This window comes from Lysinibacillus sp. FSL L8-0312, assembly GCF_038003285.1.
Taxonomy (GTDB): domain Bacteria; phylum Bacillota; class Bacilli; order Bacillales_A; family Planococcaceae; genus Lysinibacillus; species Lysinibacillus fusiformis_D.
This window is the reverse complement of sequence record NZ_JBBOOV010000001.1, coordinates 2,345,205-2,366,435: the sequence shown is the minus strand read 5'-3', so window position 1 is coordinate 2,366,435 and position 21,231 is coordinate 2,345,205. Positions and strand designations below refer to the sequence as shown.

22 protein-coding genes and 1 tRNA gene are annotated in these 21,231 nt (G+C 38.5%); 21 read left to right on the top strand and 2 right to left on the bottom strand.

The features are described from left to right. Positions 1-17 precede the first annotated feature (17 nt). The 14 genes from hisD to MHI22_RS11900 all read left to right on the top strand — a co-directional run bounded on the left by hisD (position 18) and on the right by MHI22_RS11900 (position 12,546). Complete coding sequence (gene hisD / locus MHI22_RS11965) at positions 18-1,292, top strand: histidinol dehydrogenase (protein WP_058844361.1); 1,275 nt, start codon at positions 18-20, stop codon at positions 1,290-1,292. A 4-nt stretch (positions 1,293-1,296) separates the two neighbouring features. Then, complete coding sequence (gene hisB, locus MHI22_RS11960; protein ID WP_036126736.1) at positions 1,297-1,896, top strand: imidazoleglycerol-phosphate dehydratase HisB; 600 nt, start codon at positions 1,297-1,299, stop codon at positions 1,894-1,896. Continuing rightward, complete coding sequence (gene hisH, locus MHI22_RS11955; protein ID WP_058844362.1) at positions 1,893-2,525, top strand: imidazole glycerol phosphate synthase subunit HisH; 633 nt, start codon at positions 1,893-1,895, stop codon at positions 2,523-2,525. Before hisB ends, hisH begins: the two co-directional genes overlap by 4 nt. After that, positions 2,519-3,280: an imidazole glycerol phosphate synthase subunit HisF gene (hisF, locus tag MHI22_RS11950; RefSeq protein WP_036126732.1), complete on the top strand. Its 762-nt coding sequence runs from the start codon at positions 2,519-2,521 to the stop codon at positions 3,278-3,280. The genes hisH and hisF overlap by 7 nt, the downstream gene beginning before the upstream one ends. After that, positions 3,277-3,894, top strand: a complete 618-nt coding sequence (gene hisIE / locus MHI22_RS11945) for a bifunctional phosphoribosyl-AMP cyclohydrolase/phosphoribosyl-ATP diphosphatase HisIE (protein WP_036126729.1) — start codon at positions 3,277-3,279, stop codon at positions 3,892-3,894. Before hisF ends, hisIE begins: the two co-directional genes overlap by 4 nt. A gap of 90 nt (positions 3,895-3,984) precedes the next feature. Continuing rightward, positions 3,985-5,508 (top strand): tetratricopeptide repeat protein, encoded by a 1,524-nt coding sequence (locus tag MHI22_RS11940; RefSeq protein WP_036126728.1) that lies wholly within the window; start codon positions 3,985-3,987, stop codon positions 5,506-5,508. A 181-nt stretch (positions 5,509-5,689) separates the two neighbouring features. Next, entirely contained in the window at positions 5,690-6,634 is a 945-nt protein-coding gene (trxB, locus tag MHI22_RS11935; protein ID WP_036126726.1) for a thioredoxin-disulfide reductase, read from the top strand. A gap of 337 nt (positions 6,635-6,971) precedes the next feature. Beyond that, the gene (locus MHI22_RS11930) at positions 6,972-7,439 is read left to right on the top strand and encodes an NUDIX hydrolase (protein ID WP_036126724.1); all 468 of its coding nucleotides are present in this window, start codon (positions 6,972-6,974) and stop codon (positions 7,437-7,439) included. A gap of 9 nt (positions 7,440-7,448) precedes the next feature. After that, positions 7,449-8,342 (top strand): RNase adapter RapZ, encoded by an 894-nt coding sequence (rapZ, locus tag MHI22_RS11925; protein ID WP_058844366.1) that lies wholly within the window; start codon positions 7,449-7,451, stop codon positions 8,340-8,342. Positions 8,343-8,346: 4 nt separating this feature from the next. Then, positions 8,347-9,342, top strand: a complete 996-nt coding sequence (locus tag MHI22_RS11920) for a gluconeogenesis factor YvcK family protein (RefSeq protein WP_036126720.1) — start codon at positions 8,347-8,349, stop codon at positions 9,340-9,342. 65 nt (positions 9,343-9,407) lie between these two features. Beyond that, positions 9,408-10,355, top strand: coding sequence for a DNA-binding protein WhiA (gene whiA, locus MHI22_RS11915; protein WP_036126718.1), 948 nt, complete (start codon positions 9,408-9,410; stop codon positions 10,353-10,355). A gap of 113 nt (positions 10,356-10,468) precedes the next feature. Next, positions 10,469-10,726 (top strand): HPr family phosphocarrier protein, encoded by a 258-nt coding sequence (locus tag MHI22_RS11910; protein ID WP_036126715.1) that lies wholly within the window; start codon positions 10,469-10,471, stop codon positions 10,724-10,726. Between the two features lie 474 nt (positions 10,727-11,200). Beyond that, on the top strand, positions 11,201-11,707 hold the full coding sequence (locus MHI22_RS11905; RefSeq protein ID WP_180957783.1) for a helix-turn-helix domain-containing protein: 507 nt from the start codon (positions 11,201-11,203) through the stop codon (positions 11,705-11,707). Continuing rightward, complete coding sequence (locus MHI22_RS11900) at positions 11,692-12,546, top strand: IS3 family transposase (RefSeq protein WP_145991322.1); 855 nt, start codon at positions 11,692-11,694, stop codon at positions 12,544-12,546. Before MHI22_RS11905 ends, MHI22_RS11900 begins: the two co-directional genes overlap by 16 nt. 205 nt (positions 12,547-12,751) lie before the next feature. Here the strand turns inward: MHI22_RS11900 and clpP are convergent, their stop codons facing one another. Continuing rightward, positions 12,752-13,342 (bottom strand): ATP-dependent Clp endopeptidase proteolytic subunit ClpP, encoded by a 591-nt coding sequence (gene clpP, locus MHI22_RS11895; RefSeq protein ID WP_004228025.1) that lies wholly within the window; start codon positions 13,340-13,342, stop codon positions 12,752-12,754. Positions 13,343-13,649: 307 nt separating this feature from the next. Between clpP and MHI22_RS11890 the strand changes: the two genes are divergently transcribed. The 4 genes from MHI22_RS11890 to MHI22_RS11875 all read left to right on the top strand — a co-directional run bounded on the left by MHI22_RS11890 (position 13,650) and on the right by MHI22_RS11875 (position 16,511). Further along, positions 13,650-13,724 (top strand) — tRNA-Arg (locus MHI22_RS11890). 500 nt (positions 13,725-14,224) lie between these two features. Next, the gene (locus MHI22_RS11885) at positions 14,225-15,013 is read left to right on the top strand and encodes a basic amino acid ABC transporter substrate-binding protein (RefSeq protein ID WP_036125699.1); all 789 of its coding nucleotides are present in this window, start codon (positions 14,225-14,227) and stop codon (positions 15,011-15,013) included. 68 nt (positions 15,014-15,081) lie between these two features. Beyond that, positions 15,082-15,792 carry an amino acid ABC transporter permease gene (locus tag MHI22_RS11880; RefSeq protein WP_036125696.1) on the top strand — a complete coding sequence of 237 codons (711 nt, stop codon included), beginning with the start codon at positions 15,082-15,084 and terminating at the stop codon, positions 15,790-15,792. Further along, positions 15,789-16,511 carry an amino acid ABC transporter ATP-binding protein gene (locus tag MHI22_RS11875; protein WP_036125693.1) on the top strand — a complete coding sequence of 241 codons (723 nt, stop codon included), beginning with the start codon at positions 15,789-15,791 and terminating at the stop codon, positions 16,509-16,511. The genes MHI22_RS11880 and MHI22_RS11875 overlap by 4 nt, the downstream gene beginning before the upstream one ends. A gap of 56 nt (positions 16,512-16,567) precedes the next feature. Here the strand turns inward: MHI22_RS11875 and MHI22_RS11870 are convergent, their stop codons facing one another. Then, on the bottom strand, positions 16,568-17,182 hold the full coding sequence (locus MHI22_RS11870) for a spore coat protein (RefSeq protein WP_036125689.1): 615 nt from the start codon (positions 17,180-17,182) through the stop codon (positions 16,568-16,570). 135 nt (positions 17,183-17,317) lie between these two features. Here MHI22_RS11870 and MHI22_RS11865 point away from each other — a divergent pair, with 135 nt between their 5' ends. The 3 genes from MHI22_RS11865 to MHI22_RS11855 all read left to right on the top strand — a co-directional run bounded on the left by MHI22_RS11865 (position 17,318) and on the right by MHI22_RS11855 (position 21,084). Further along, a complete protein-coding gene (locus MHI22_RS11865) occupies positions 17,318-17,899 on the top strand; it encodes a LemA family protein (protein WP_036125688.1) in 582 nt (193 codons plus the stop codon). Positions 17,900-17,958: 59 nt separating this feature from the next. Beyond that, complete coding sequence (locus MHI22_RS11860) at positions 17,959-18,648, top strand: TPM domain-containing protein (protein WP_340812077.1); 690 nt, start codon at positions 17,959-17,961, stop codon at positions 18,646-18,648. A 162-nt stretch (positions 18,649-18,810) separates the two neighbouring features. Beyond that, complete coding sequence (locus tag MHI22_RS11855) at positions 18,811-21,084, top strand: S9 family peptidase (RefSeq protein ID WP_058844368.1); 2,274 nt, start codon at positions 18,811-18,813, stop codon at positions 21,082-21,084. The last annotated feature ends 147 nt before the right edge of the window (positions 21,085-21,231 follow it).

Genomic DNA, 21,231 nt, shown 5'->3' with positions numbered 1-21,231 from the left:
TAAAGGGGATTAATCCTATGAAAATAACAAAGCTTGAAAAAGGCATTTCCTTAAAAAGACCACTTGAAGGGGGAAATGAGGAACAATTAAAAGTTGTGCGACAAGTGCTAGCAGATGTTAGGACACAAGGAGATATAGCGCTCCGTACTTATACTGAAAAATGGGACGGCTATGCCCCTGAGAGCTTACGTGTTACAGGGGCAGAAATCGAGGAAGCAGTAAATACGCTAGACCAGCAACTTCATAAGGATTTAGCAGAAGCAGCCGAAAATATTCGTCTGTATCACGAGCAACAAATACGTTCAGGCTATCGCTTAGAGCTAGGACAAGGTTCTTGGCTAGGTCAACGCGTAACAGCACTAGACGCAGTAGGATTGTATGTTCCAGGTGGTACAGCAGCATATCCTTCATCTGTATTAATGAATGTGATTCCAGCTCAGGTTGCAGGTGTGAAGCGTATCGTCATTACTTCTCCGGCAGGTCAGAATGGGAAACTGCCAGCAGGTGTCCTTGTGGCAGCTCATCTTTTAGGGGTGGATGAAATTTATAAAATTGGTGGTGCACAAGCGATTGCTGCACTTGCATATGGTACAGAAACAATTGCTCCAGTTGATAAAATTACAGGTCCAGGGAATATTTTTGTGGCTCTCGCCAAACGTGAGGTATTTGGAGAAGTAGCAATTGATATGATCGCGGGGCCAAGTGAAATTGCGGTTTTGGCAGATGATACAGCATATCCTGATGAAATAGCTGCAGATCTGTTATCACAGGCAGAGCATGATGCATTGGCTTGTGCCATCCTTGTCACTACCTCAGAGCCATTAGCTCAAAGGGTAGCTGAGGAAGTAGAGAAGCAATTGCTGGAATTGCCACGTCAGGCAGTAGCTCGTGCCTCCATAGAAACCTTCGGGGTCATTTATGTAGCTGAAACGATGTCACATGCGGTGGAAGCCATTAATTCATTAGCGCCTGAGCATTTAGAAATTGTGACAGAAAATGCTGAAACGATTGTTGAACAGATAAGACATGCTGGCGGTATTTTTATAGGTCGGTATAGCTCGGAGCCTGTGGGAGATTACTTTGCAGGAACCAATCATGTATTACCAACGAATAGCACGGCTCGTTTTGCAAGTGGCTTAAACGTAGATGATTTTGTAAAGAAATCAAGCATTGTTTATTACAGTGAAAAAACATGGCAAGAAAATGCACCAAAAATTGCACGTCTAGCACGTATGGAAGGCTTAGAGGGGCATGCACGTGCAGTGGAATCACGCGGATGGGAGAAGGAATAGGGCGATGACAGTAAAGAAGAGATATGCAAAGGTAGAGCGTACAACAAATGAAACGCAAATTTCAGTAGCAATCGATTTAGATGGTGAAGGGCAAGCAAATATTCAAACTGGTGTGGGATTTATGGACCATATGCTCGATTTATTTATGAAGCATGGATTATTTAATGGGACCATACAAGCAAATGGTGATACCTATATCGACGATCACCATACAACAGAGGATCTTGGCATTGTCTTAGGGCAGGCTGTTCGTGAAGCACTTGGTGATAAGAAGGGCATAAAACGCTATGGCACAGCATTTGTGCCGATGGATGATGCACTAGCACAGGTAGTTGTAGATTGCTCCAATCGTCCGCATTTAGAGTATCGTGTGCCAACTTTAAAGGAAAAAGTGGGAACGTTTGATACAGAATTAGTGCATGAATTTTTATGGAAATTTGCGCTAGAGGCACGCATGAATGTTCACGTGATTGTACCTTATGGCCATAATACACATCATATTATTGAGGCGATTTTCAAAGCATTAGCACGTGCGATTGATGCGGCAGTTGAAATTGACCCACGTGTTAAAGGAGTACCATCGACTAAGGGGCTGTTAACGTGAAGATAGGTGTTATTGATTATGGAATGGGCAATTTATTTAGTGTAGAACAAGCATTAAAACGACTAGACTGTGAGGTCGTTGTGACGGCTGATGAGAGCGTGTTAGATGCAACAGATGCACTACTATTACCGGGGGTTGGCGCATTTCCTGATGCTCGCAAGCGTTTAGCAGAAACTAAAATAGACCGTTATTTACAAAAGGCACAAAGTGAAAATCGCCCTCTATTGGGAATTTGTCTAGGCATGCAATTATTGTTTGAGCAAAGTGAAGAAGTAACCCCAACACAAGGGCTAGGTTTTTTCAAGGGACATATTCAACGCTTTAGTGGTATCGAAGGAGATCAAGCATATCGTGTGCCACATATGGGCTGGAATGAACTGATCTTGACGAATCGCCCTGCATGGTTGGACGGTGAAGTATCAGCGAAGCATGTCTATTTTGTTCACTCATTTTATGCGACACATATTCAGGAATCTGAGCTTGTTGCCTATGCAGACTATTGTGGCATAAAAGTACCTGGTATTGTAACGAATGGTTCCGTGACAGGCATGCAATTTCACCCTGAAAAATCGGGAGAACTAGGCATTTATTTATTAGAGCAATGGCTGAAAGGTGTGAAGGCATGCTAACAAAACGTATTATCCCATGTCTTGATGTCAAGGAAGGTCGCGTTGTAAAAGGTATCCAATTTGTATCTATCCGTGATGCAGGTGATCCAGTGGAGCTTGCAAAGTTCTATGATGAGCAGGGCGCAGATGAGCTTGTATTTTTAGATATCTCTGCTTCACATGAAGGTCGAGAAACGATGATAGATGTTGTTCGTCAAACAGCTGCTACACTTGCAATACCTTTTACAGTTGGTGGTGGTATTCGTACGTTGGAAGATATGAAGCGTATTTTACGTGCAGGTGCTGATAAAGTATCCGTGAATACATCTGCTTTGGAGCGACCAGCTCTTATTCAAGAGGGCGCTGATTTCTTTGGTGCACAATGTATCGTTGTTGCAATCGATGCTCGCTATAGTGAAGAAGATGATACATGGATGGTTTATACACATGGTGGACGCAATAAAACAACTTGGTCAGCCGTTGAGTGGGCACAAGAAGCTGTGCGCTTAGGAGCAGGGGAAATTTTATTAACAAGTATGAATCAAGATGGTGAAAAATCTGGCTTTGATTTGGCCTTAACTAAAGCGGTAAGAGAGGCAGTGACAGTTCCTGTTATCGCTAGTGGTGGAGCGGGACATGCCGAACATTTTTACGAAGTATTAGCACAAGAGGTAGATGCAGATGCTGCATTGGCGGCTTCAATCTTCCATTACAAAGAAACGAACGTATTACAAGTAAAAGAATACTTACGTGACAAAGGAGTGGCAGTAAGATGATAGAGAATATTCGGTTCGATGAGAAAGGTCTTGTTACAGCTGTTGTACAAGATGCCAACACAAAAGAAGTGCTAACAGTGGCCTATATGAATAAAGAATCATTAGCTAAAACAATTGAATCAGGAGAAACTTGGTTTTATTCTCGTTCTCGTCAAGAGCTGTGGCATAAAGGAGCAACAAGTGGTCATAGACAACAAGTGGTGTCCATAAAAGCAGACTGTGATCAGGATGCATTAGTGGTGGAAGTGCTACCCGCTGGCCCAGCTTGTCATAATGGTACAACTTCTTGCTTTACAGAGGTGATTCAACAAAATGAGCAGATTGGCTCTGTAGACATCATCGCTAAACTTGTGCGTGTGATTGCAAAGCGTGAGCAGGAAATGCCAGAAGGAGCCTATACTACATATTTATTTGACAAGGGTATCGATAAAATTTGTAAAAAGGTTGGGGAGGAGGCAACTGAGGTTGTCATTGGGGCTAAAAACCGCGATGCCGAAGAAGTAAAATGGGAGGCAGCTGATTTAATCTATCACCTCCTAGTATTGCTACAAGAACAAAAAGTAAGCATTTATGATGTTCTACATGTGTTGGAAAAACGTCACGAGGAGAAATAACGGCATATTATTGATTGTATGGTATAATAGAAATTACTGTGTAAAGGAACGTAAAATGCGTTCCTTATTTCTTGTTTCGGAGGAAATATATTGGAAAAGAAACGTCAAAATGAGACTCAATCGAATATAGTGTCGTTCATTCCAACAGGCGACTATTATTATAAAAAATCAATTCAAGCAATGAATAGTGGACAAATGAATAAAGCTTATAAATATTTACAACGTGCGGTAGATTTAAGCCCTGATGATCCTATGATTATCTTGCAGCTAGCCATCGTAGAGTTAGAAGGTCAACGTTTTGAGGAAGCGTATGATCTGCTTCGTCATGCCTATCAAATTGATCCAGATAATCCAGAAATCATTTTCTATATGGCAGAAGTATCAGGATGTGTGGGCATCATGCATGATGCGAAACGTTTTGCAGAAGAGTATTTGCGGCTAGAACCAGAGGGTGCTTATGCAGATGAAGCAGCAGAAATACTAGAATTTGTCGCTTTTGAGCAGGATGATTTGGAAGACCCTGAAGAATCTGGTGAGGATTTGTATCGTCAGGAGCAAGCTCGTCGTTGTATGGAAAAAGGGGATTTTCCAGAAGCTATTACTATTTTAGAAGATTTAATTGAAGATCGACCAGCCTTTTGGTCAGCCTATAATAATTTAGCACTTGCTTATTTTTATGTAGGAGAAGAAGAGCAGGCGAAGGCTCTCTTACATACCGTGCTACGTGAAAATAAGGGGAACTTACATGCACTATGTAATTTAACGGTGATTGCTTATTATGAAAAAAATGAAGAGGATTTACAAGAACTACTAAATATACTTGTCAAAATTCAGCCATACACATGGGAGCACCGTTATAAATTAGGGGCTACATTAGCCTTAATAGGACAGTATGAATTAGCCTATAAATGGTTGCGTAGTATGCAAAAGAGAGGCTATGTTGGAGATGCTGGTTTTTACTTTTGGTTGTCACATGCGGCCTATTTCTCAGGTCATGAGGAAGTATCGAAAAGTGCATGGGATCAGCTACTAGAGCTAGACCCTGACAAAGAGGGCTTTGAGCCATGGCGCCAACAAGAAAATGAATTTGCACTTGATGCATTGGAGCATGACCGTGATTTTATTGTTGAAAAATTAGAAAGTACTTATACGAGTGAGCGCATTTTTGGTTTGTTTTTACTGAAGGGTACTGCACATAAGCAAGAAATTATCGCTCATCCGAAATTGGTTAATGTTGAACAATTAGACACATTTGAGAAATTGTTTTTAGCTTATTCACTCGGCCACGAATTTGATAAGAAGAACAAAGTAGAAGCGAGCTTTTTACGTGCTGTCAACGTACCAGAAATTTTATTAGAACAGTATGGGAAGCTCTCATCACTCATTGTACCAATGTTTCAAATGTGGTTTGTACTATGTGAACAAGCGCTAATACAAAACTATCGTTTTACAAACCCAACAGCAATTGCAGGAGCCAATGATTATTTATTTAGATCTTCACAGATGCTCAAAGTGACAAAAAAGGAAATTGCCCAACAATATGGAGTATCTGTATCAACGTTATCGAAGTATATTGATGAAATTCTAACGTTTTTACCTAATAGTCATAATTAACGTGTGAGCAACATAGTTGAATAACTTTATACTTTCACATACGATGAACATACTAACGTTATCACCAATGTTCCTTGGCGACATTATCCTATCCGTCAAGGGCTTTATCTTCTGCTGTAGGTGACGTTACACTTATTGGTTGAATGAAGATAAAAAGTATTCTGTTTAGGGGGAAGTATTGATGTCAGAAGAAAAAATTTATGATGTAGTAATAATTGGTGCAGGTCCTGCTGGGATGACTGCTGCTGTTTATACATCTCGTGCAAATTTATCAACATTAATGATTGAACGTGGGATTCCTGGTGGGCAAATGGCAAACACAGAGGAAGTAGAAAATTACCCAGGTTTTGATACCATTTTAGGGCCTGAGCTATCTACAAAAATGTTTGAGCACGCTAAAAAATTTGGTGCAGAATATGCCTATGGTGATGTATCAGAAATCATTGATGGTGAAGAATATAAAACAATTAAATCTGGTGCAAAAGAATATAAAACACGTGCCATTATTATTACAACAGGTGCGGAGTATAAAAAAATGGGTGTGCCAGGTGAAAAAGAGCTAGGCGGTCGTGGTGTCAGCTACTGTGCAGTATGTGATGGGGCATTCTTTAAACAAAAAAATCTAGTAGTTGTAGGCGGTGGCGATTCAGCTGTTGAAGAGGGCGTTTATTTAACTCGCTTTGCTGATAAAGTAACGATTGTCCACCGTCGTGACAAATTACGTGCCCAAAAAATTCTACAAGATCGTGCCTTTGCCAATGACAAAATTGATTTCATTTGGAATGCAACTGTAAAAGAAATTAATGAAGCTAATGGTAAAGTTGGTAGTGTCACATTACAATCAACTGTTGATGGTACAGAATCTGAATTTGCAGCAGATGGTGTCTTTATCTATATTGGTATGTTGCCTTTAACTAAACCATTTGAATCATTAGGCATTTTAAATGATGCTGGCTATATTTTGACAAATGCCAATATGGAAACTAAAATCCCAGGTATCTTTGCAGCTGGAGATGTTCGTGAAAAAACACTTCGCCAAATTGTGACAGCGACAGGTGACGGTAGTATTGCCGCACAAGCTGTACAGCATTATGTGGAAGAGCTATTAGAGAAAATTAATGCCTAACATGGCTATTTAAAGGAAAAAAATACAATTTTAATGTGGTTTTAATATTGCTGTAACTTGAATGACATATAAAAGGTGTATGATAAAAAATGTAATTAGCAATCCCCCTTTTATTTTGTTTAGTAGGTTGTTTCCGCCTCAATTAGGTGGGAGCAACCTACTTTTTTATTTGTACAAATTAAAAAAATAAACGTATTTTTCGCCTAACATAAAAGCATTACACATGAATAAACCTAAATTGTTAATTGTCTTTACTAGAGAGTTGTAAATGAGGACAAATCTTGCAAGGTCTTGCTATAATGGGGAGTAGAATGCAAAAGTGATTAGAGGTGTGCCTATGCAAAGAATTGCAAATTTAATTGCCGTAAAAGACGGTAAAGTATTATTACTTCAGAAACCAAGAAGAGGCTGGTACGTTGCTCCAGGAGGGAAAATGGAGAGCGGTGAATCCATTTTTGAGGCTGCTGTACGTGAGTTTCAAGAAGAAACGAATGTCACACCTTTAAATGTTCATTTAAAGGGTGTTTATACGATGATTATTAAAGAAAATAATGATGTAGTGGATGAGTGGATGCTCTATACATTTGTTGCTAAGGATGTAGAAGGTATACCATTCGAAGAAACGAGAGAAGGCAAGCTTGCATGGCACCCAGTAGAGGATTTAGCACATTTGCCAATGGCTGAAGGAGATCGAACTAATTTACAATTTGCGGTTTCGCAATCAGGCATTCAATATGGCACGTTTGACTATACAACGAATTTTGAATTACTTCATCAAAAAATACAAATATCAAAAGAACAATAAAGGAGTTGCATGACAGTGGTGGTTGAAGGCCAACAATGTACACACGAATTGGTTATTATTACAGGAATGTCTGGGGCTGGGAAGACCGTAGCTATTCAAAGCTTTGAGGATTTAGGGTATTACTGTATTGATAATTTACCACCAGCGTTACTTACAACTTTTTTAACTCTGCTAAGAGATTCTGGTAAAAATAGTACGCGTATTGCAGCCGTAATGGATATGCGTGGTGGCGACTTTTTTGATGCTCTTATTGGCGCGTTAGACCATATACTAAAAGAAGGCGATATTGATACTCGTATGTTATTTTTAGATGCAGACGATGCCACATTAGTTAGACGCTATAAAGAAACAAGACGTGCCCATCCACTAGCAGTCAATGGTTTACCTTTAGATGGCATTAAACAGGAACGTGCACTTTTATCTGAAGTAAAGGGCCGTGCTAATTTTGTGTATAACACATCGAACATGAAACCGAAGCAATTACGTGAAAGAATTGTCAATGAATTCGCTAGTGAGGCAGATACTATTTTTACTGTGAACATTATGTCCTTTGGCTTTAAGCATGGGATGCCTATTGATGCAGACTTAGTGTTTGATGTTCGTTTTCTTAAAAACCCTTATTATGTAGAGGAGCTACGTCCCAAAACAGGATTACAAACAGAGGTATCCTCTTATGTTTTAGCTTTGGAAGATACGCAAATACTCATAAAAAAACTAACGGATTTATTAGATTTTATGATTCCTCTTTATCGACAAGAAGGTAAGTCACAGCTTGTCATTGCTTTTGGTTGTACTGGCGGTCAGCATCGCTCAGTGACATTAGCAGAATTTTTTGGGGCATATTTAGCAGGCAAGGAAAATACGGTTATTACGCATCGTGATATTAATCGTAGAAAGGAATGAGTGAATGGGGAAAAAGCAAACAAGGCTTGTCGTAATAGGTGGTGGTACAGGGCTTTCCACATTACTACGCGGGCTGAAGCATCACCCATTTGATATTACTGCCATTGTGACAGTGGCAGATGATGGGGGTTCTTCAGGCCGTTTACGTGATGACTACGATATTCCGCCACCTGGTGATGTACGTAATGTGATTGCGGCATTATCAGATATTGAACCACTTGTAGAGCAAATGTTTCAATATCGCTTTTCAGCATCAGAGGATTTAAAAGGTCACTCCTTAGGAAATTTAATGCTTACGGCACTTACTGATATTACTGGAGATTTTAATCATGCTATAAGTGAAATGGGCAAGGTTTTAAAAGTTCATGGTCGTGTCATACCAGCTGCAAATAAAAAAATAAACTTACATGCTGTGCTAGAGGATGGTTCAATTATTGAAGGAGAATCAAAAATTCCAACAGCATCAAAGCGCATTGATCGTGTTTTTTTAGTACCCGAAAATGTGCAACCGTTACCAGAAGCCATTCGTGCGATTCAGCGTGCAGACTATATTTTAATAGGTCCAGGAAGCTTATATACAAGTATTATTCCAAATCTGCTTGTGAAGGAGATAGGGGAAGCTGTTGTGAAAGCGAAAGGCAGAAAAATATATGTTTGTAATTTAATGACGCAAAAAGGTGAAACGATTTCTTATACAGCAGGTGATCATGTAACAGCCATACATAAGCATGTTGGCGGCGATTTTATTGATTCTATTTTAGTAAACGACGAAGAACTCCCTAACCCTGTAAAAGAACTATATAAAGAAGAAAGAGCAGAGCCAGTGACATTTGATGTGGCAAAGCTTGAAAGTATGGGCTTAGAGGTTATACAACGTGATATTGCTACAATTCGGTCAGATGGGACTGTTCGACATAATGCTATCAATGTTGCAGAATGGCTGGTAGATTATGCTGATATTTACCAGCAAAAAGTAAGAAGACCCATTATAGAAACATAATGGATTGATTGTATATGGTAAGATGAACATATACATAGAAATCATGATTGAAAGGGGGGCATGATATGTCTTTTGCTTCTGAAACAAAAAAGGAATTAACGCAAATAGAAGCGGACAATCATTGTATGAAAGCAGAAGTTTCTGCCCTAATTCGTATGAATGGTTCATTATCCTTTGCAAATAAACAACTAAGTTTAGACGTGCAAACTGAAAACGCTGCAATTGCTAGAAGACTATATACGATTATGAAAAAATTGTATCCGTACAATGTAGAATTGCTTGTTCGTAAGAAGATGCGACTAAAAAAAAATAACGTGTATATTTGCCGTGTAAGAGAAGGTGCGCGCGAGCTGCTAATTGATTTAGAAATCATCTCAGACGACTTTCAATTTAACCATACAATCTCAAGAAAGCTCATCAAAAAGAGTGGTCAAAAAAGAGCTTATTTAAGAGGAGCATTTTTAGCAGGAGGTTCTGTCAACAATCCAGAAACATCAGCCTACCATTTAGAGATTTATTCTTTGTATAAAGAGCATGGTGAGGCATTGATGGATTTGATGAATGAATTTGAACTTAATGCCAAAACAATTGAACGAAAAAAAGGTTTTGTCACCTATTTAAAGGAAGCAGAGAAAATTTCAGATTTCCTTAATATTGTTGGCGCACATCAGGCCATGATGAAGTTTGAGGATGTGCGCATATTGCGAGATATGCGAAATAGCGTCAACCGTATTGTGAACTGTGAAACAGCCAACTTAAACAAAACTATTGGTGCAGCATTACGACAGGTAGAGAATATTCGATTTATTGAAAATTCAATTGGTCTGGATCAGCTACCAGAAAAGCTACGTGAAATAGCACGTCTACGGGTAGAATATCAGGATGTGACATTAAAAGAGCTTGGTGAAATGGTATCAAGTGGAACGGTTAGTAAATCAGGTGTTAACCATCGATTGAGAAAAATTGATGAGATTGCTGATGCATTAAGACGCGGTGAAAAAATAGGTGGTTAAGTTTTCATACTTTTCAGGTATGAATGTCATGCGTAATCGCTTATTGTTCTTTTGCTAGTAAGTGAGGTAAGATAAAACTAATAGATGAACGGTAGTGAAGGGGAGTTTTGAGTATGATTGAGAGAAGAGTCCAGGTCAAATTAAAATTAGGACTACAAGCTAGACAAGCAGCACTATTTGTGCAGGAAGCAAATCGTTTTAGTGCGGATATCTTTCTGGAAAAAGACGAGAAAAAAGTAAATGCCAAATCCATTATGGGTGTCATGAGCTTAGCAGTCGCTAAAGGCACTGAAGTTACTTTAAGTAGTGACGGCAGCGATGCGGAGCAAGCGGTTACAGCATTGGCTACAATTATCGAAAATGAAGACTAACATTCATTGAACACAAAAGGCATCACAGAGCAAATCTGTGATGCCTTCATAGTGTTGAAAAACAAAACCATCCATAGCGTTTTTGTGAAAGGTGAAAATGGATTTCCATTGCAGGCTACTTGCTTTCCAGTGGGCGAGCGCCGAGCAGCTTCCTCCGCTACCGCTCCGTTTAGAGGCTCGCCTGTCTCGCTATCCCACGGGAGTCAAGTAGCCTTCCACCCCAATCCATAAAAATGTTTCTTTTTAGAAAGGTTTTCAAATAAAGTGAAGGTATTCACTACGCTTTATGGAGAAGTGTTGTCATCCATCACTTCTCCGCATTGAAAATAAGAGCCTATCCTCTTTCTAATTTTGTTCAGGAAAAGACACTTTTGCAGAATGGTTGATGGGAGTGGAGCCAGCGTCACTCCTAGGGGATTAGTGAGCTGCACCCAAAATATTGGACTTAAAAATCTACTATAGGGGGTGCAGGTAGTGATTTCTGATGAACAAAAATTAGCCGCAGTTCTAGCTTACTTTGAAGAAAAAGAAAGTACGTATCAGATTGCCAATCGATTACAGAGGGATCGACAGTACATTCGATTATGGATTGAATTATATCGCTATCATGGCATCGAAGGAATTATTCGTCCTCAAGGGTTCACGAATTACGAAGATTCTTTTAAAATAAAAGTAATTCAACACCTGATAGAGACGGGCGATTCGCTCCTTCAGACTGCTGCGAAGTTTAATATTCCTTCCCGTGAAACCGTTCGGAGATGGAAAAAACAATGGATGTCAACGGCTGGTGAGGTGCTCTATCAAGTAGAAAAGGAGCGCCAATCAATGCCAAAAAAACAACCACCTTCGTCCGATTTAAATGGAAAAACAACGGATGAGTTAAAAGCCGAAATTGAGTATTTACGGATGGAAAATGCCTATTTAAAAAAGTTGAAAGCCTTAGTTCAAGAAAAGGATGCCTTCAAATCCAAGAAAAAGTAAGAGCTGTCTATGAGCTAAGGTTGGATTTTCCTCTTCAAGCTCTATTAAAAGTCGCGAAACTTAAGAAAAGTACGTATTATTATCATCTCCAAAAATGGGTAAAACCAGATAAATATCAAGCGATCAAAGAACGAATTCAGACGCTTTTTCATTACCATAAGGGGCGTTATGGCTATCGTCGTATTTGTTTAGCCCTCCGAAATGAAGGGTTTTTCATCAACCATAAAACGGTCCAACGATTGATGCAAGAATTGGGCTTAAAAGGGACGGTACGCCCTAAAAAATACCGTTCGTATAAAGGGACAGTCGGCTATGTCGCAGAGAATGTCATCCAACGTGATTTTGAAGCCACTGCACCCAATCAGAAATGGGTAACCGATGTAACGGAGTTTAAAATAAACGGTCAAAAAATCTATATATCCGCTGTATTAGATTTATTCAATCGAGAAATCGTTGGGTATGAGGTATCAAAATCACCTAATTTTGAGTTAGTTCAACAGTCTTTTAAGAAGGCGTTTACGTATACAAAGTTATCGAAAAAGAGTGGCTTAATCGTCCATTCTGATCAAGGATGGTTATATCAAATACCACGTTTTAAAGCGTTATTGGCAACACATGAAATCAAGCAAAGTATGTCACGGAAAGGAAATTGTTTAGATAATGCCGTGATAGAAAGCTTTTTTGGCATTATGAAATCAGAATTTCTATACGCAACAACGTTTAAGAACTACGAAGCATTCAAAAAAGCGTTAGTAGACTTTATCCACTACTACAATCATGAGCGGATAAAAATAAAACTCAACGGAAAAAGTCCAGTTGAGTTTCGAAGAGTTTCTTAAAAGTTCAAATTTTTGGGGTCAGTTCATAGCGTCCTAGAGGAGCCCCTGGAGCGAATGCAGTGATCAGCGGACGCCCACTGGAAAGGACGCTGGCGGAACGGAAATCAACCCCTCGCCTTTCAAAATGGCTGTTTCTGTCGTTGACATCACCTTTTTCAACAACACGAAAGGCATCACAGAGCGAGTCTGTGATGCCTTCTCATTTTTATTTATTATCGCTACGGTGCATAATGTGATCGATTAAACCATATTCTTTAGCACGTTCAGCAGTCATGAAATTATCACGATCTGTGTCTCTAGCAATGACTTCAAGTGGTTGGCCTGTGCGTTCAGATAAAATGCCATTTAATTTTTCACGTAAGAATAAAATACGTTTAGCAGCAATTTCAATTTCTGTCGCTTGACCTTGTGCGCCACCTAGTGGTTGGTGAATCATTACTTCTGCATTTGGTAATGCAAAACGTTTACCAGGCTCACCAGCAGCTAGTAAGAAAGCACCCATTGATGCAGCCATACCAATACAAATTGTTTGAACTTGTGGTTTAATGATTTGCATTGTGTCATAAATAGCCATACCAGCCGTAATTGATCCACCTGGTGAATTAATGTAAAGAGAGATATCTTTATCTGGATCTTCCGCTTGTAGGAAAAGAAGTTGTGCAACAATGGAGTTAGCCACATTGTCATCAATAGCGCTTCCTAAAAGAATAATACGGTCTTTAAGTAGACGTGAATAAATGTCATATGCACGTTCACCGCGACTTGTTTGTTCAATAACTGTAGGAATTAAATTCATGTTAAATCCTCCTTAAAAAACTAAATTCGAATACCTTTGCTGAAAATTTCCATTGTTATTTCAGCTGTATCCTTATCATACACATTATAGTCAGGGAAGGTCAAATATTAACCCTGCTAAAGTGAAATAAAAAAAATAAAATGTTTTTGCATTCTATGGTTGAATTATATGTGATAGGCTTGTATAATAATTGAGGTTATAAGTTTAAAGTACAGTACACTATTTTGCAGGTATGCTTCAAAAAATGAGGGTTATCTACATCATGCTTTTCGTAAGCCTAGAGTGAGTACTTTTTTTTTGTGCCTTTGCCCTCGTGGTGTAATGGATAACACGTAAGATTCCGGTTCTTGCACTGGGGGTTCGATTCCCTCCGAGGGCGCCATTTTACTGAATATAGATAGACTTGTTATAGCTCATCTCCTAATAAGTAGTTTAGCAGCCTGCTTAGCGGAGATCGAGAGGGAGATATAGGTGCAATACTGTCCTAGTTGGCATTATCCCCCTATTTATTCCTTTCAAACCTTCAAAAAAGCAATAACTCCAAATTATTTTTTAGTGGACATACTGTACGTGAAGACTAGAAATAGTCGAAAAAAAGAATCCTATCTGAGGGGATTCTTTTTTTTTGCCTAAATTTATCGAAATTTGGTGTGGATTGTAGTGTATATATATTAATTTTAGATTATATTTCTTGTTATTTATACATGTTTCTTCTAATTATATAAGTTTATTATAAATTAATATGAAAAAATATTTAGTTTTATGCGAAAAGTTGTTGTCTAAATACTATAATATTAATATAATTGACCTAATAGTCTAACATTTCCGAATTGCGAAAAATAATACGCATTTCGGAAAATTATCGAAATAGGGGGAAATACAATGAAGAAAACAGGTTGGATGCTACTGATGATGGTTGCAGCATTAACATTAGCACTTGCAGGATGTGGTACAAAGGATGGTGCATCTTCAGGAAGCTCATCTTCAGAAGATGGTAAGAAAATATATAAAGTTGGTACAGAGGCAACTTTCGCACCATTTGAATCTGTTGACGATTCAGGGAAAATTGTGGGGATTGATGTCGATGTTTTAAAAGCTATTGCTGATGAAATGGACTTTGAAGTTGACTGGAATAACATTGGTTGGGAGCCAGTTTTCCAAACAATTAAAAACGGTGAAACAGATATTGGTGCTTCAGGAATCACAATTACTGAAGAGCGTAAAGAATCATTTGATTTTACAGAGCCTTATTATGAGTCTCAATTATTGATTGTTGTAAAAGAAGATTCAAAAATTAAATCTCTAGCTGAACTAAAAGATAAAAAGGTATCAGTACAAATTAATGCTACAGGTCATATGGCGGCGAAAAAGCTACAAGGGGAAGCAAGTACAAATATTATGGCGTTTGAAAGTCAACCAATCGCAATTCAAGAGATGTTAAACGGTAACGTTGATGCAGCTATTGGAGACAATGCGGTAGTTTACGAATACATTAAAGCGCATCCAGATCAAAAACTAAAAGTAATCGAAGATGATGCATTTGAAAAAGAATATTATGGCTTTATGGTTCAAAAAGGAAACAAAGAGCTATTAGATAAATTAAATGAAGGTCTTAAAAAGATTAAAGAAAACGGTAAATTAAAAGAAATTACAGGTTCTGATTTCAAGTAATAAATGAATGATGACGCCCCTAGTATGCTAGCGGCTCATTCACTTTAAAGGGGAAATGGGGTTTTCGGATGGACATCTTTGACTTACGCTGGGACATTGTCTGGAACTACCGAGATATGTTTATACGGGGTATTGGCGTAACAATTATTTTGACACTTAGTGGTTATTTTGGAGGTATTCTATTAGGACTATTTTTAGGCCTAGGAAAATTATCGAGTAAAAAATGGATTTATTGGCCATCAAAATTATATATCGATTTATTCCGTGGAACACCAATGCTTGTGCAAATTTTATTAATTCACTTAGCAGTTATTCCAACAATTTTTGGTCATTCTTTAGGATATATGGTGTCAGGGATTACAGCGCTCGTATTAAACTGTGCTGCTTACAATGCGGAAATTTTCCGTGCAGGTATTCAAAGTATTGCAAAGGGGCAAATGGAGGCAGCTCGTTCTTTAGGGTTAACACATAACCAAGCGATGCGTAAGGTCATTTTACCACAGGCATTTAGACGTATGATTCCACCATTAGGGAACGAATTTATCGCATTATTAAAAGATTCTTCATTAGTAACAGTTATTGCAGCACCAGATATTTTATACGCAAGTAAGGTAGTAGCAGGTGCAAGCTTCCGCTTCTGGGAACCGTACATCGTTGCTGCACTACTCTATTTAGTTTTAACATATGGTGTAACGAAGATCGTGGCATTTATCGAGAAACGATTTAGCAATAGTTATGTCCCTCGTAAAGCTAAGGCAGAAGGGCGGGAAGCAAGATGATAAAAATTGAAAACCTACACAAATATTTCGGAAAGCTTGAAGTATTAAAAGGCATTGATTATGAAATCCAAGAGAAACAAGTTGTTTGTGTGATTGGACCATCTGGCTCAGGCAAAAGTACATTTTTACGATGCATCAATATGCTAGAAGATGTAACAGATGGTGCTATTTATATTGAAAATGTGAAAATTAATGCGCCAAAAACGAATATCAACGAGATTCGGGCAGAAGTTGGCATGGTGTTTCAACAATTTAATCTATTCCCGCATATGACAGTTATCGATAATGTCACGATGGCCCCTATGCAAATTCGCAAAATGAGTCGTCCAGAAGCTGAAGAATTAGGGCATGAGCTGTTAAAAAAGGTTGGACTCGACAGCAAGGCATATAACTATCCTGAGCAGCTATCGGGTGGTCAACAGCAGCGTGTAGCCATTGCACGTGCCTTAGCCATGAAGCCAAAAGCCATTTTATTTGATGAGCCCACTTCAGCACTTGATCCTGAAATGGTCAAAGAGGTGCTAGATGTTATGAAAAATCTAGCAGCTGAAGGGATGACCATGGTTGTTGTTACGCACGAAATGGGCTTTGCTCGTGAAGTAGGGGATCGAGTAGTCTTTATGGACGGTGGCTATATTGTAGAAGAAGGCTCTCCAGAGGAACTCTTTGGCAATCCACAAAGTGACCGTACAAAGGCGTTTTTAGGGAAGGTATTATAATCTTAATGAATAAAGAGCAGTTTCTGGTGTTTACCACCAGAGACTGCTCTTTCGTGTTAATGAAGGGGATTAGTTGTTGTGTCATATGCATTCAGCATCGTTTGCATATCCTGTTGTGAGTATTGAGGTACCTGATAATAGCCATGTTTATTTTGATAGATGGATAATTCGTAGCCCATTTCAATGCAGTTAGGAATACTATCAGCAACAACGCGACGAACAACTGGGTTTGTTGTCTCTAAAGCAGCCGTTGTCATACATTTTGCTGAACCTTTTTGAGCACCAAGTAAGAACCCTGAAATAGTTTCATCATTAATTTCATTGGCATTTTGCATTGGCTTTTTTGGTTGACCAGGATTTACGCCATATTTAAAGTCATTTCCTGTCTCCATTTGGTAACGTCCTGTTGGAACAGATGGATCATGTCCTGTTTTGAAGGACTCTACAATTGTATTGTACATACCTAGGGTAAAATTATACTGGCGATCCAAAATATTCAATAATTCAGGATCTTGTACATGTGGGCGTAAAATTATGGCTTGGTTCATACCTGCGATAATTTCGCCAATTGTTTCATGCATGTCCATCATTTCATGGCCACCATGATTTAGACTATGTTGTTGATTGAAATTGGTTTGATTTGATGATTCATTGTAAAACGATTGTGACAAAAAAAACGCCTCCTCAATGATTTTTTGATGCAGTAATTAGTATGTCAAGTCAAATGAAATTCATACGGTATAAATGTAAAGACAAAAATGTAGACTATTGAAGAAAGGAAAAGTAGGTCGAGGAGGTTCTATAAATTGAAAAAGTTGCTTGGACCAATTGGGATAATTGTTCTTATTCTTGTTCTATTCGCCTTATTATTCATTCCTAAATATAATAGCCTGGTGACTGCAGAGGAAAATGTAGATTCGAAATGGGCACAAGTGGAAAATCAGCTCCAACGTCGTTATGATTTGATTCCAAATTTAGTCGAATCAGTGAAAGGCTATGCGAACCATGAGCAAGAGGTGATTGCAAGTATTACACAAGCACGTGCACAAATGGGTAGTGCAAACACTCCAGAGGAGCAAGCTGCTGCAAATGATGCTTTAACTGGAGCACTTAGTCGTTTACTTGTAGTTGTTGAAAATTATCCAAACTTAAAGGCAGATACAAACTTTCGTCAGTTAATGGATGAGCTAGCAGGCACTGAAAATCGCCTGGCGGTAGCACGTGAGGATTACAATAATGAAGTTCAGCAATTTAATAAGCAAGTTAAACGTTTCCCAGGTAATTTGATGGCAGGAATGTTTGGCTTTGAACAAAAAGAATACTTTAAAGCCGCAGCAGGAGCTGACAAAGCACCATCAATCGATTTTAGTCAATCAGGTACACACTAATGAAGCGTAGCCTTGTACAGATAATCATCGTTTGTTCGGTGTTTCTTTTATTTACGAACATGGCAAAGGCAACTATGCCGTCACCGATGAAAAATACGTATATACATGATTTTGCCAATGTATTATCTGCAAGTATCAAAGAACAATTAAATCATTACTCCGCGCAATTGGATCAAGGCACAGGCGCTGAAATCATGATTGTAACCATTGATAGTCTAGATGGACAGGAGCCAAAGATGTATGCTACAAAAATGATTCGTTCTTGGGGAATAGGTGACGAACAGAAAAATAACGGTGTTTTAATTTTAGCTACATTTGGACAGGGTGAAGGGAATAATGACGTAGTAATAGCTGTTGGTCAAGGATTAGAGGGGCCATTACCAGATGGAAAATTAGGACGTATTTTAGATGAGGCATTTTATCCTTCTGCAAGTACGGGTGACATAGATCAAGCCTTCCAATCGACATATGCTGAAATATTTCGCACTGTTGCCAAGGAGTATAATTGGAATGGTGAATTACCAGCGGCAGCAGACGAAGGTGAAGACATGCCAACTTGGTTAATTATATTGATCGTTCTCGTTGTTCTTATTATTTATACGTTCTTTTCGAAAGGTGGTGGAGGTCCTCGTGCTGGAGGCTATGGTGGTTATCCAGGTGGCTTTGGTGGAGGGCGTTCAGGCGGAGGCGGCTTTGGAGGATTCGGTGGAGGATCTTCCGCAGGCGGAGGAGCGAGCAGAAAATTTTAATCGTAATACCTAGCGAACTAATTATTTAGTTCGCTTTCATTATGAGTGAAGAAAAAGTAATGATCATAAAAAATATCAAACATTGACAATAATACAAAAATTGGTATAATTTGAATATATCGACTTTCGATATAACGTAAACTGATATAGGGAGGAATCATTTTGAAAAAAAGATTTTTATCTGCATCATTAGCGATCATTTTAACAACATCTGTAGCTATTCCTGCAACCATGCAAGAAGTACGTGCTGCCAATGAAACAAATAGCTTTGTAATAGCGCAGGAGCAGCGCATTTCAGTGCAGGAATTTTTGAATTTAGCTGTAACAGCATTAACTTTCCAACACGGATCAGATTCAATGCGGCAACAAATTATTGATACATGGGTAAAGGCTGAGGAGTTCGCGGATTTAAATTTATCGATTAAACGTGATGAAGCCGCTCGTATTTTAGTAAGAGCTTTAAATAAAGAAGAAAAAGAAGCATCGCTTGCTGAGTATTTAGAGAAAGCCAATAAGCTTGGTATATTTAAAAATGTGTCAGTAAGCACGGATGCTATTGCTAAACAAGATGCAGTTAAAATGTTAAACAATGCAAAACAAATTAAAAATGGTTCTAATAATAAAGGTGTAAAGGAAATTTCTGTAGAAGATTTCATGAAGAATCCTGGGAATTTCGGCTATGAACTTTCACCTGATGGTAATTACATCACATTTGCCTCTGCATGGAACAACAGATCCAATGTTTTCGTAAAAAAAATGAATGATGATAGTGAGCCTGTTCGCGTCTCGAACTCTAAAGATCGTGATATTGCAGGATTTTTCTGGAAGGAAAATAGTTTATTATATTTAAAGGATAAAGGTGGAGATGAAAACTTCCATATTTATTCTACTACATTTAATGGGTCAAAGGAAAAAGATTTAACGCCATATCCAAATGTAACAGTAGGAATATTAAGTGGCCTACAGGGTGTTAAAGATGAAATTCTTATAATGATGAATAAAGAGGATGCCACTGTCTTTGATGTGTACAAGCTGAATGTCAAGACAGGTAAAACAAAGCATGTTGCTAAAAATCCAGGTAATATTACAAACTGGTTAGCAGATCGGAATGGAAATGTGCGTGTTGCCGTAGCAACAGATGGTGTGGCAGGAACAATCCTTTATCGAGATTCTGAAAAGGATGAATTTAAACCGTTTATTGAAGTGGAAGCAGGGGATGAAGTAGTGCCACTGGCTTTCTCTAAAGACAATCAAACAATTTATGCAACTTCCAACAAAGGTAGAGATAAAGTAGAAGTTGTAAAATATGATTTAGAAGGCAATGAAAAAGTTATAATGTCCAATGATGAAGTAGATGTTTCGGGTGTTTTATATAGCGCTGAACAAGATAAATTATTATATGGTGCTTATGTTACTGATAAGCTGCATTATCAATTCTTTGATAAAAAGTTTGAAAAGCTGTTCCGTAAAATACAAAATAAGCTTGGGGTGCATGAAAGTGAATTAGGTATCAATGATTACAATAAAGAGATGACAAAATTTATTGTGAGCGTTTCAAGTGATACCGTGTATGGAAAATATTATTACTATGATTCCATAACAGGTGACTTAACAGAGTTGGCTACTTTAAGCCCTTGGTTAAAACCAGAAGGACTTGCTGAAATGCATCCAATTTCTTATAAGAGTCGAGACGGTTTGACAATTAACGGCTATTTAACTTTACCGAAAAATCAAGAAGCTAAAGATCTTCCTCTTATCGTCAATCCACATGGAGGACCTTGGGCACGCGATATGTGGGGCTTCAATCCAGAAGTACAATTATTAGCTAATCGAGGCTATGCCGTACTGCAAGTGAATTTCCGTTCGTCAACTGGCTATGGGAAGGAATTCCTTCAAGCTGGTAATAAGCAATGGGGTCTTAAAATTCAGGACGATATTACAGATGGTGTGCAATGGGCGATTGATCAAGGTATTGCAGACCCTGAGCGTATCGGCATTTATGGTGCATCCTTTGGTGGTTATGCAACATTAGCTGGTATTACGTATACACCTGATTTATATGCTGCAGCAGTTGATTATGTAGGAGTATCTAATATTTTCACTTTATTAAATACCATTCCTCCATACTGGGAAACGATGCGTAACTTGTTTTATGAACGCGTAGGTCATCCAGAAAAGGACAAAGACTTATTAACAGCTGTTTCACCTATTTTCCACGCAGATAAAATCAAAACACCATTATTTGTCGCTCAAGGTGCAAATGATCCACGTGTTAATAAGGCAGAATCCGATCAAATTGTGGAAGCCTTACGTGCTAGAGGTGTGGATGTTGAGTACATGCTAAAGGATAACGAAGGACATGGCTTCGCTAATGAAGAAAACAGAATTGAATTCTACAATGCCATGGTGAAATTCTTCGACAGTCATTTAAAATAATTATAACTGAAAGGCATTGATGTGCGGCTTCCGCACAGTCAATGCCTTTTTTATTACAATAGTCCATTATATGGATGCGAAAAGGGAAGCTAAGACAGTTCAATCAAAAGTTATCAAAGAATAGAAAACATTCCTTCATCACACTTT

Excerpts from the sequence above, each read along its gene's own strand:
- MHI22_RS11910 (WP_036126715.1), top strand. The coding sequence starts at position 10,469 with ATGATTGAGAGAAGAGTCCAGGTCAAATTAAAATTAGGACTACAAGCT.
- trxB (WP_036126726.1), top strand. The coding sequence starts at position 5,690 with ATGTCAGAAGAAAAAATTTATGATGTAGTAATAATTGGTGCAGGTCCT.
- MHI22_RS11860 (WP_340812077.1), top strand. The coding sequence starts at position 17,959 with ATGGCAAAGGCAACTATGCCGTCACCGATGAAAAATACGTATATACAT.
- MHI22_RS11930 (WP_036126724.1), top strand. The coding sequence starts at position 6,972 with ATGCAAAGAATTGCAAATTTAATTGCCGTAAAAGACGGTAAAGTATTA.
- MHI22_RS11875 (WP_036125693.1), top strand. The coding sequence starts at position 15,789 with ATGATAAAAATTGAAAACCTACACAAATATTTCGGAAAGCTTGAAGTA.
- clpP (WP_004228025.1), bottom strand. The coding sequence starts at position 13,342 with ATGAATTTAATTCCTACAGTTATTGAACAAACAAGTCGCGGTGAACGT.
- hisIE (WP_036126729.1), top strand. The coding sequence starts at position 3,277 with ATGATAGAGAATATTCGGTTCGATGAGAAAGGTCTTGTTACAGCTGTT.
- MHI22_RS11920 (WP_036126720.1), top strand. The coding sequence starts at position 8,347 with ATGGGGAAAAAGCAAACAAGGCTTGTCGTAATAGGTGGTGGTACAGGG.
- MHI22_RS11885 (WP_036125699.1), top strand. The coding sequence starts at position 14,225 with ATGAAGAAAACAGGTTGGATGCTACTGATGATGGTTGCAGCATTAACA.
- hisD (WP_058844361.1), top strand. The coding sequence starts at position 18 with ATGAAAATAACAAAGCTTGAAAAAGGCATTTCCTTAAAAAGACCACTT.
- whiA (WP_036126718.1), top strand. The coding sequence starts at position 9,408 with ATGTCTTTTGCTTCTGAAACAAAAAAGGAATTAACGCAAATAGAAGCG.
- hisF (WP_036126732.1), top strand. The coding sequence starts at position 2,519 with ATGCTAACAAAACGTATTATCCCATGTCTTGATGTCAAGGAAGGTCGC.
- rapZ (WP_058844366.1), top strand. The coding sequence starts at position 7,449 with ATGACAGTGGTGGTTGAAGGCCAACAATGTACACACGAATTGGTTATT.
- MHI22_RS11880 (WP_036125696.1), top strand. The coding sequence starts at position 15,082 with ATGGACATCTTTGACTTACGCTGGGACATTGTCTGGAACTACCGAGAT.
- hisB (WP_036126736.1), top strand. The coding sequence starts at position 1,297 with ATGACAGTAAAGAAGAGATATGCAAAGGTAGAGCGTACAACAAATGAA.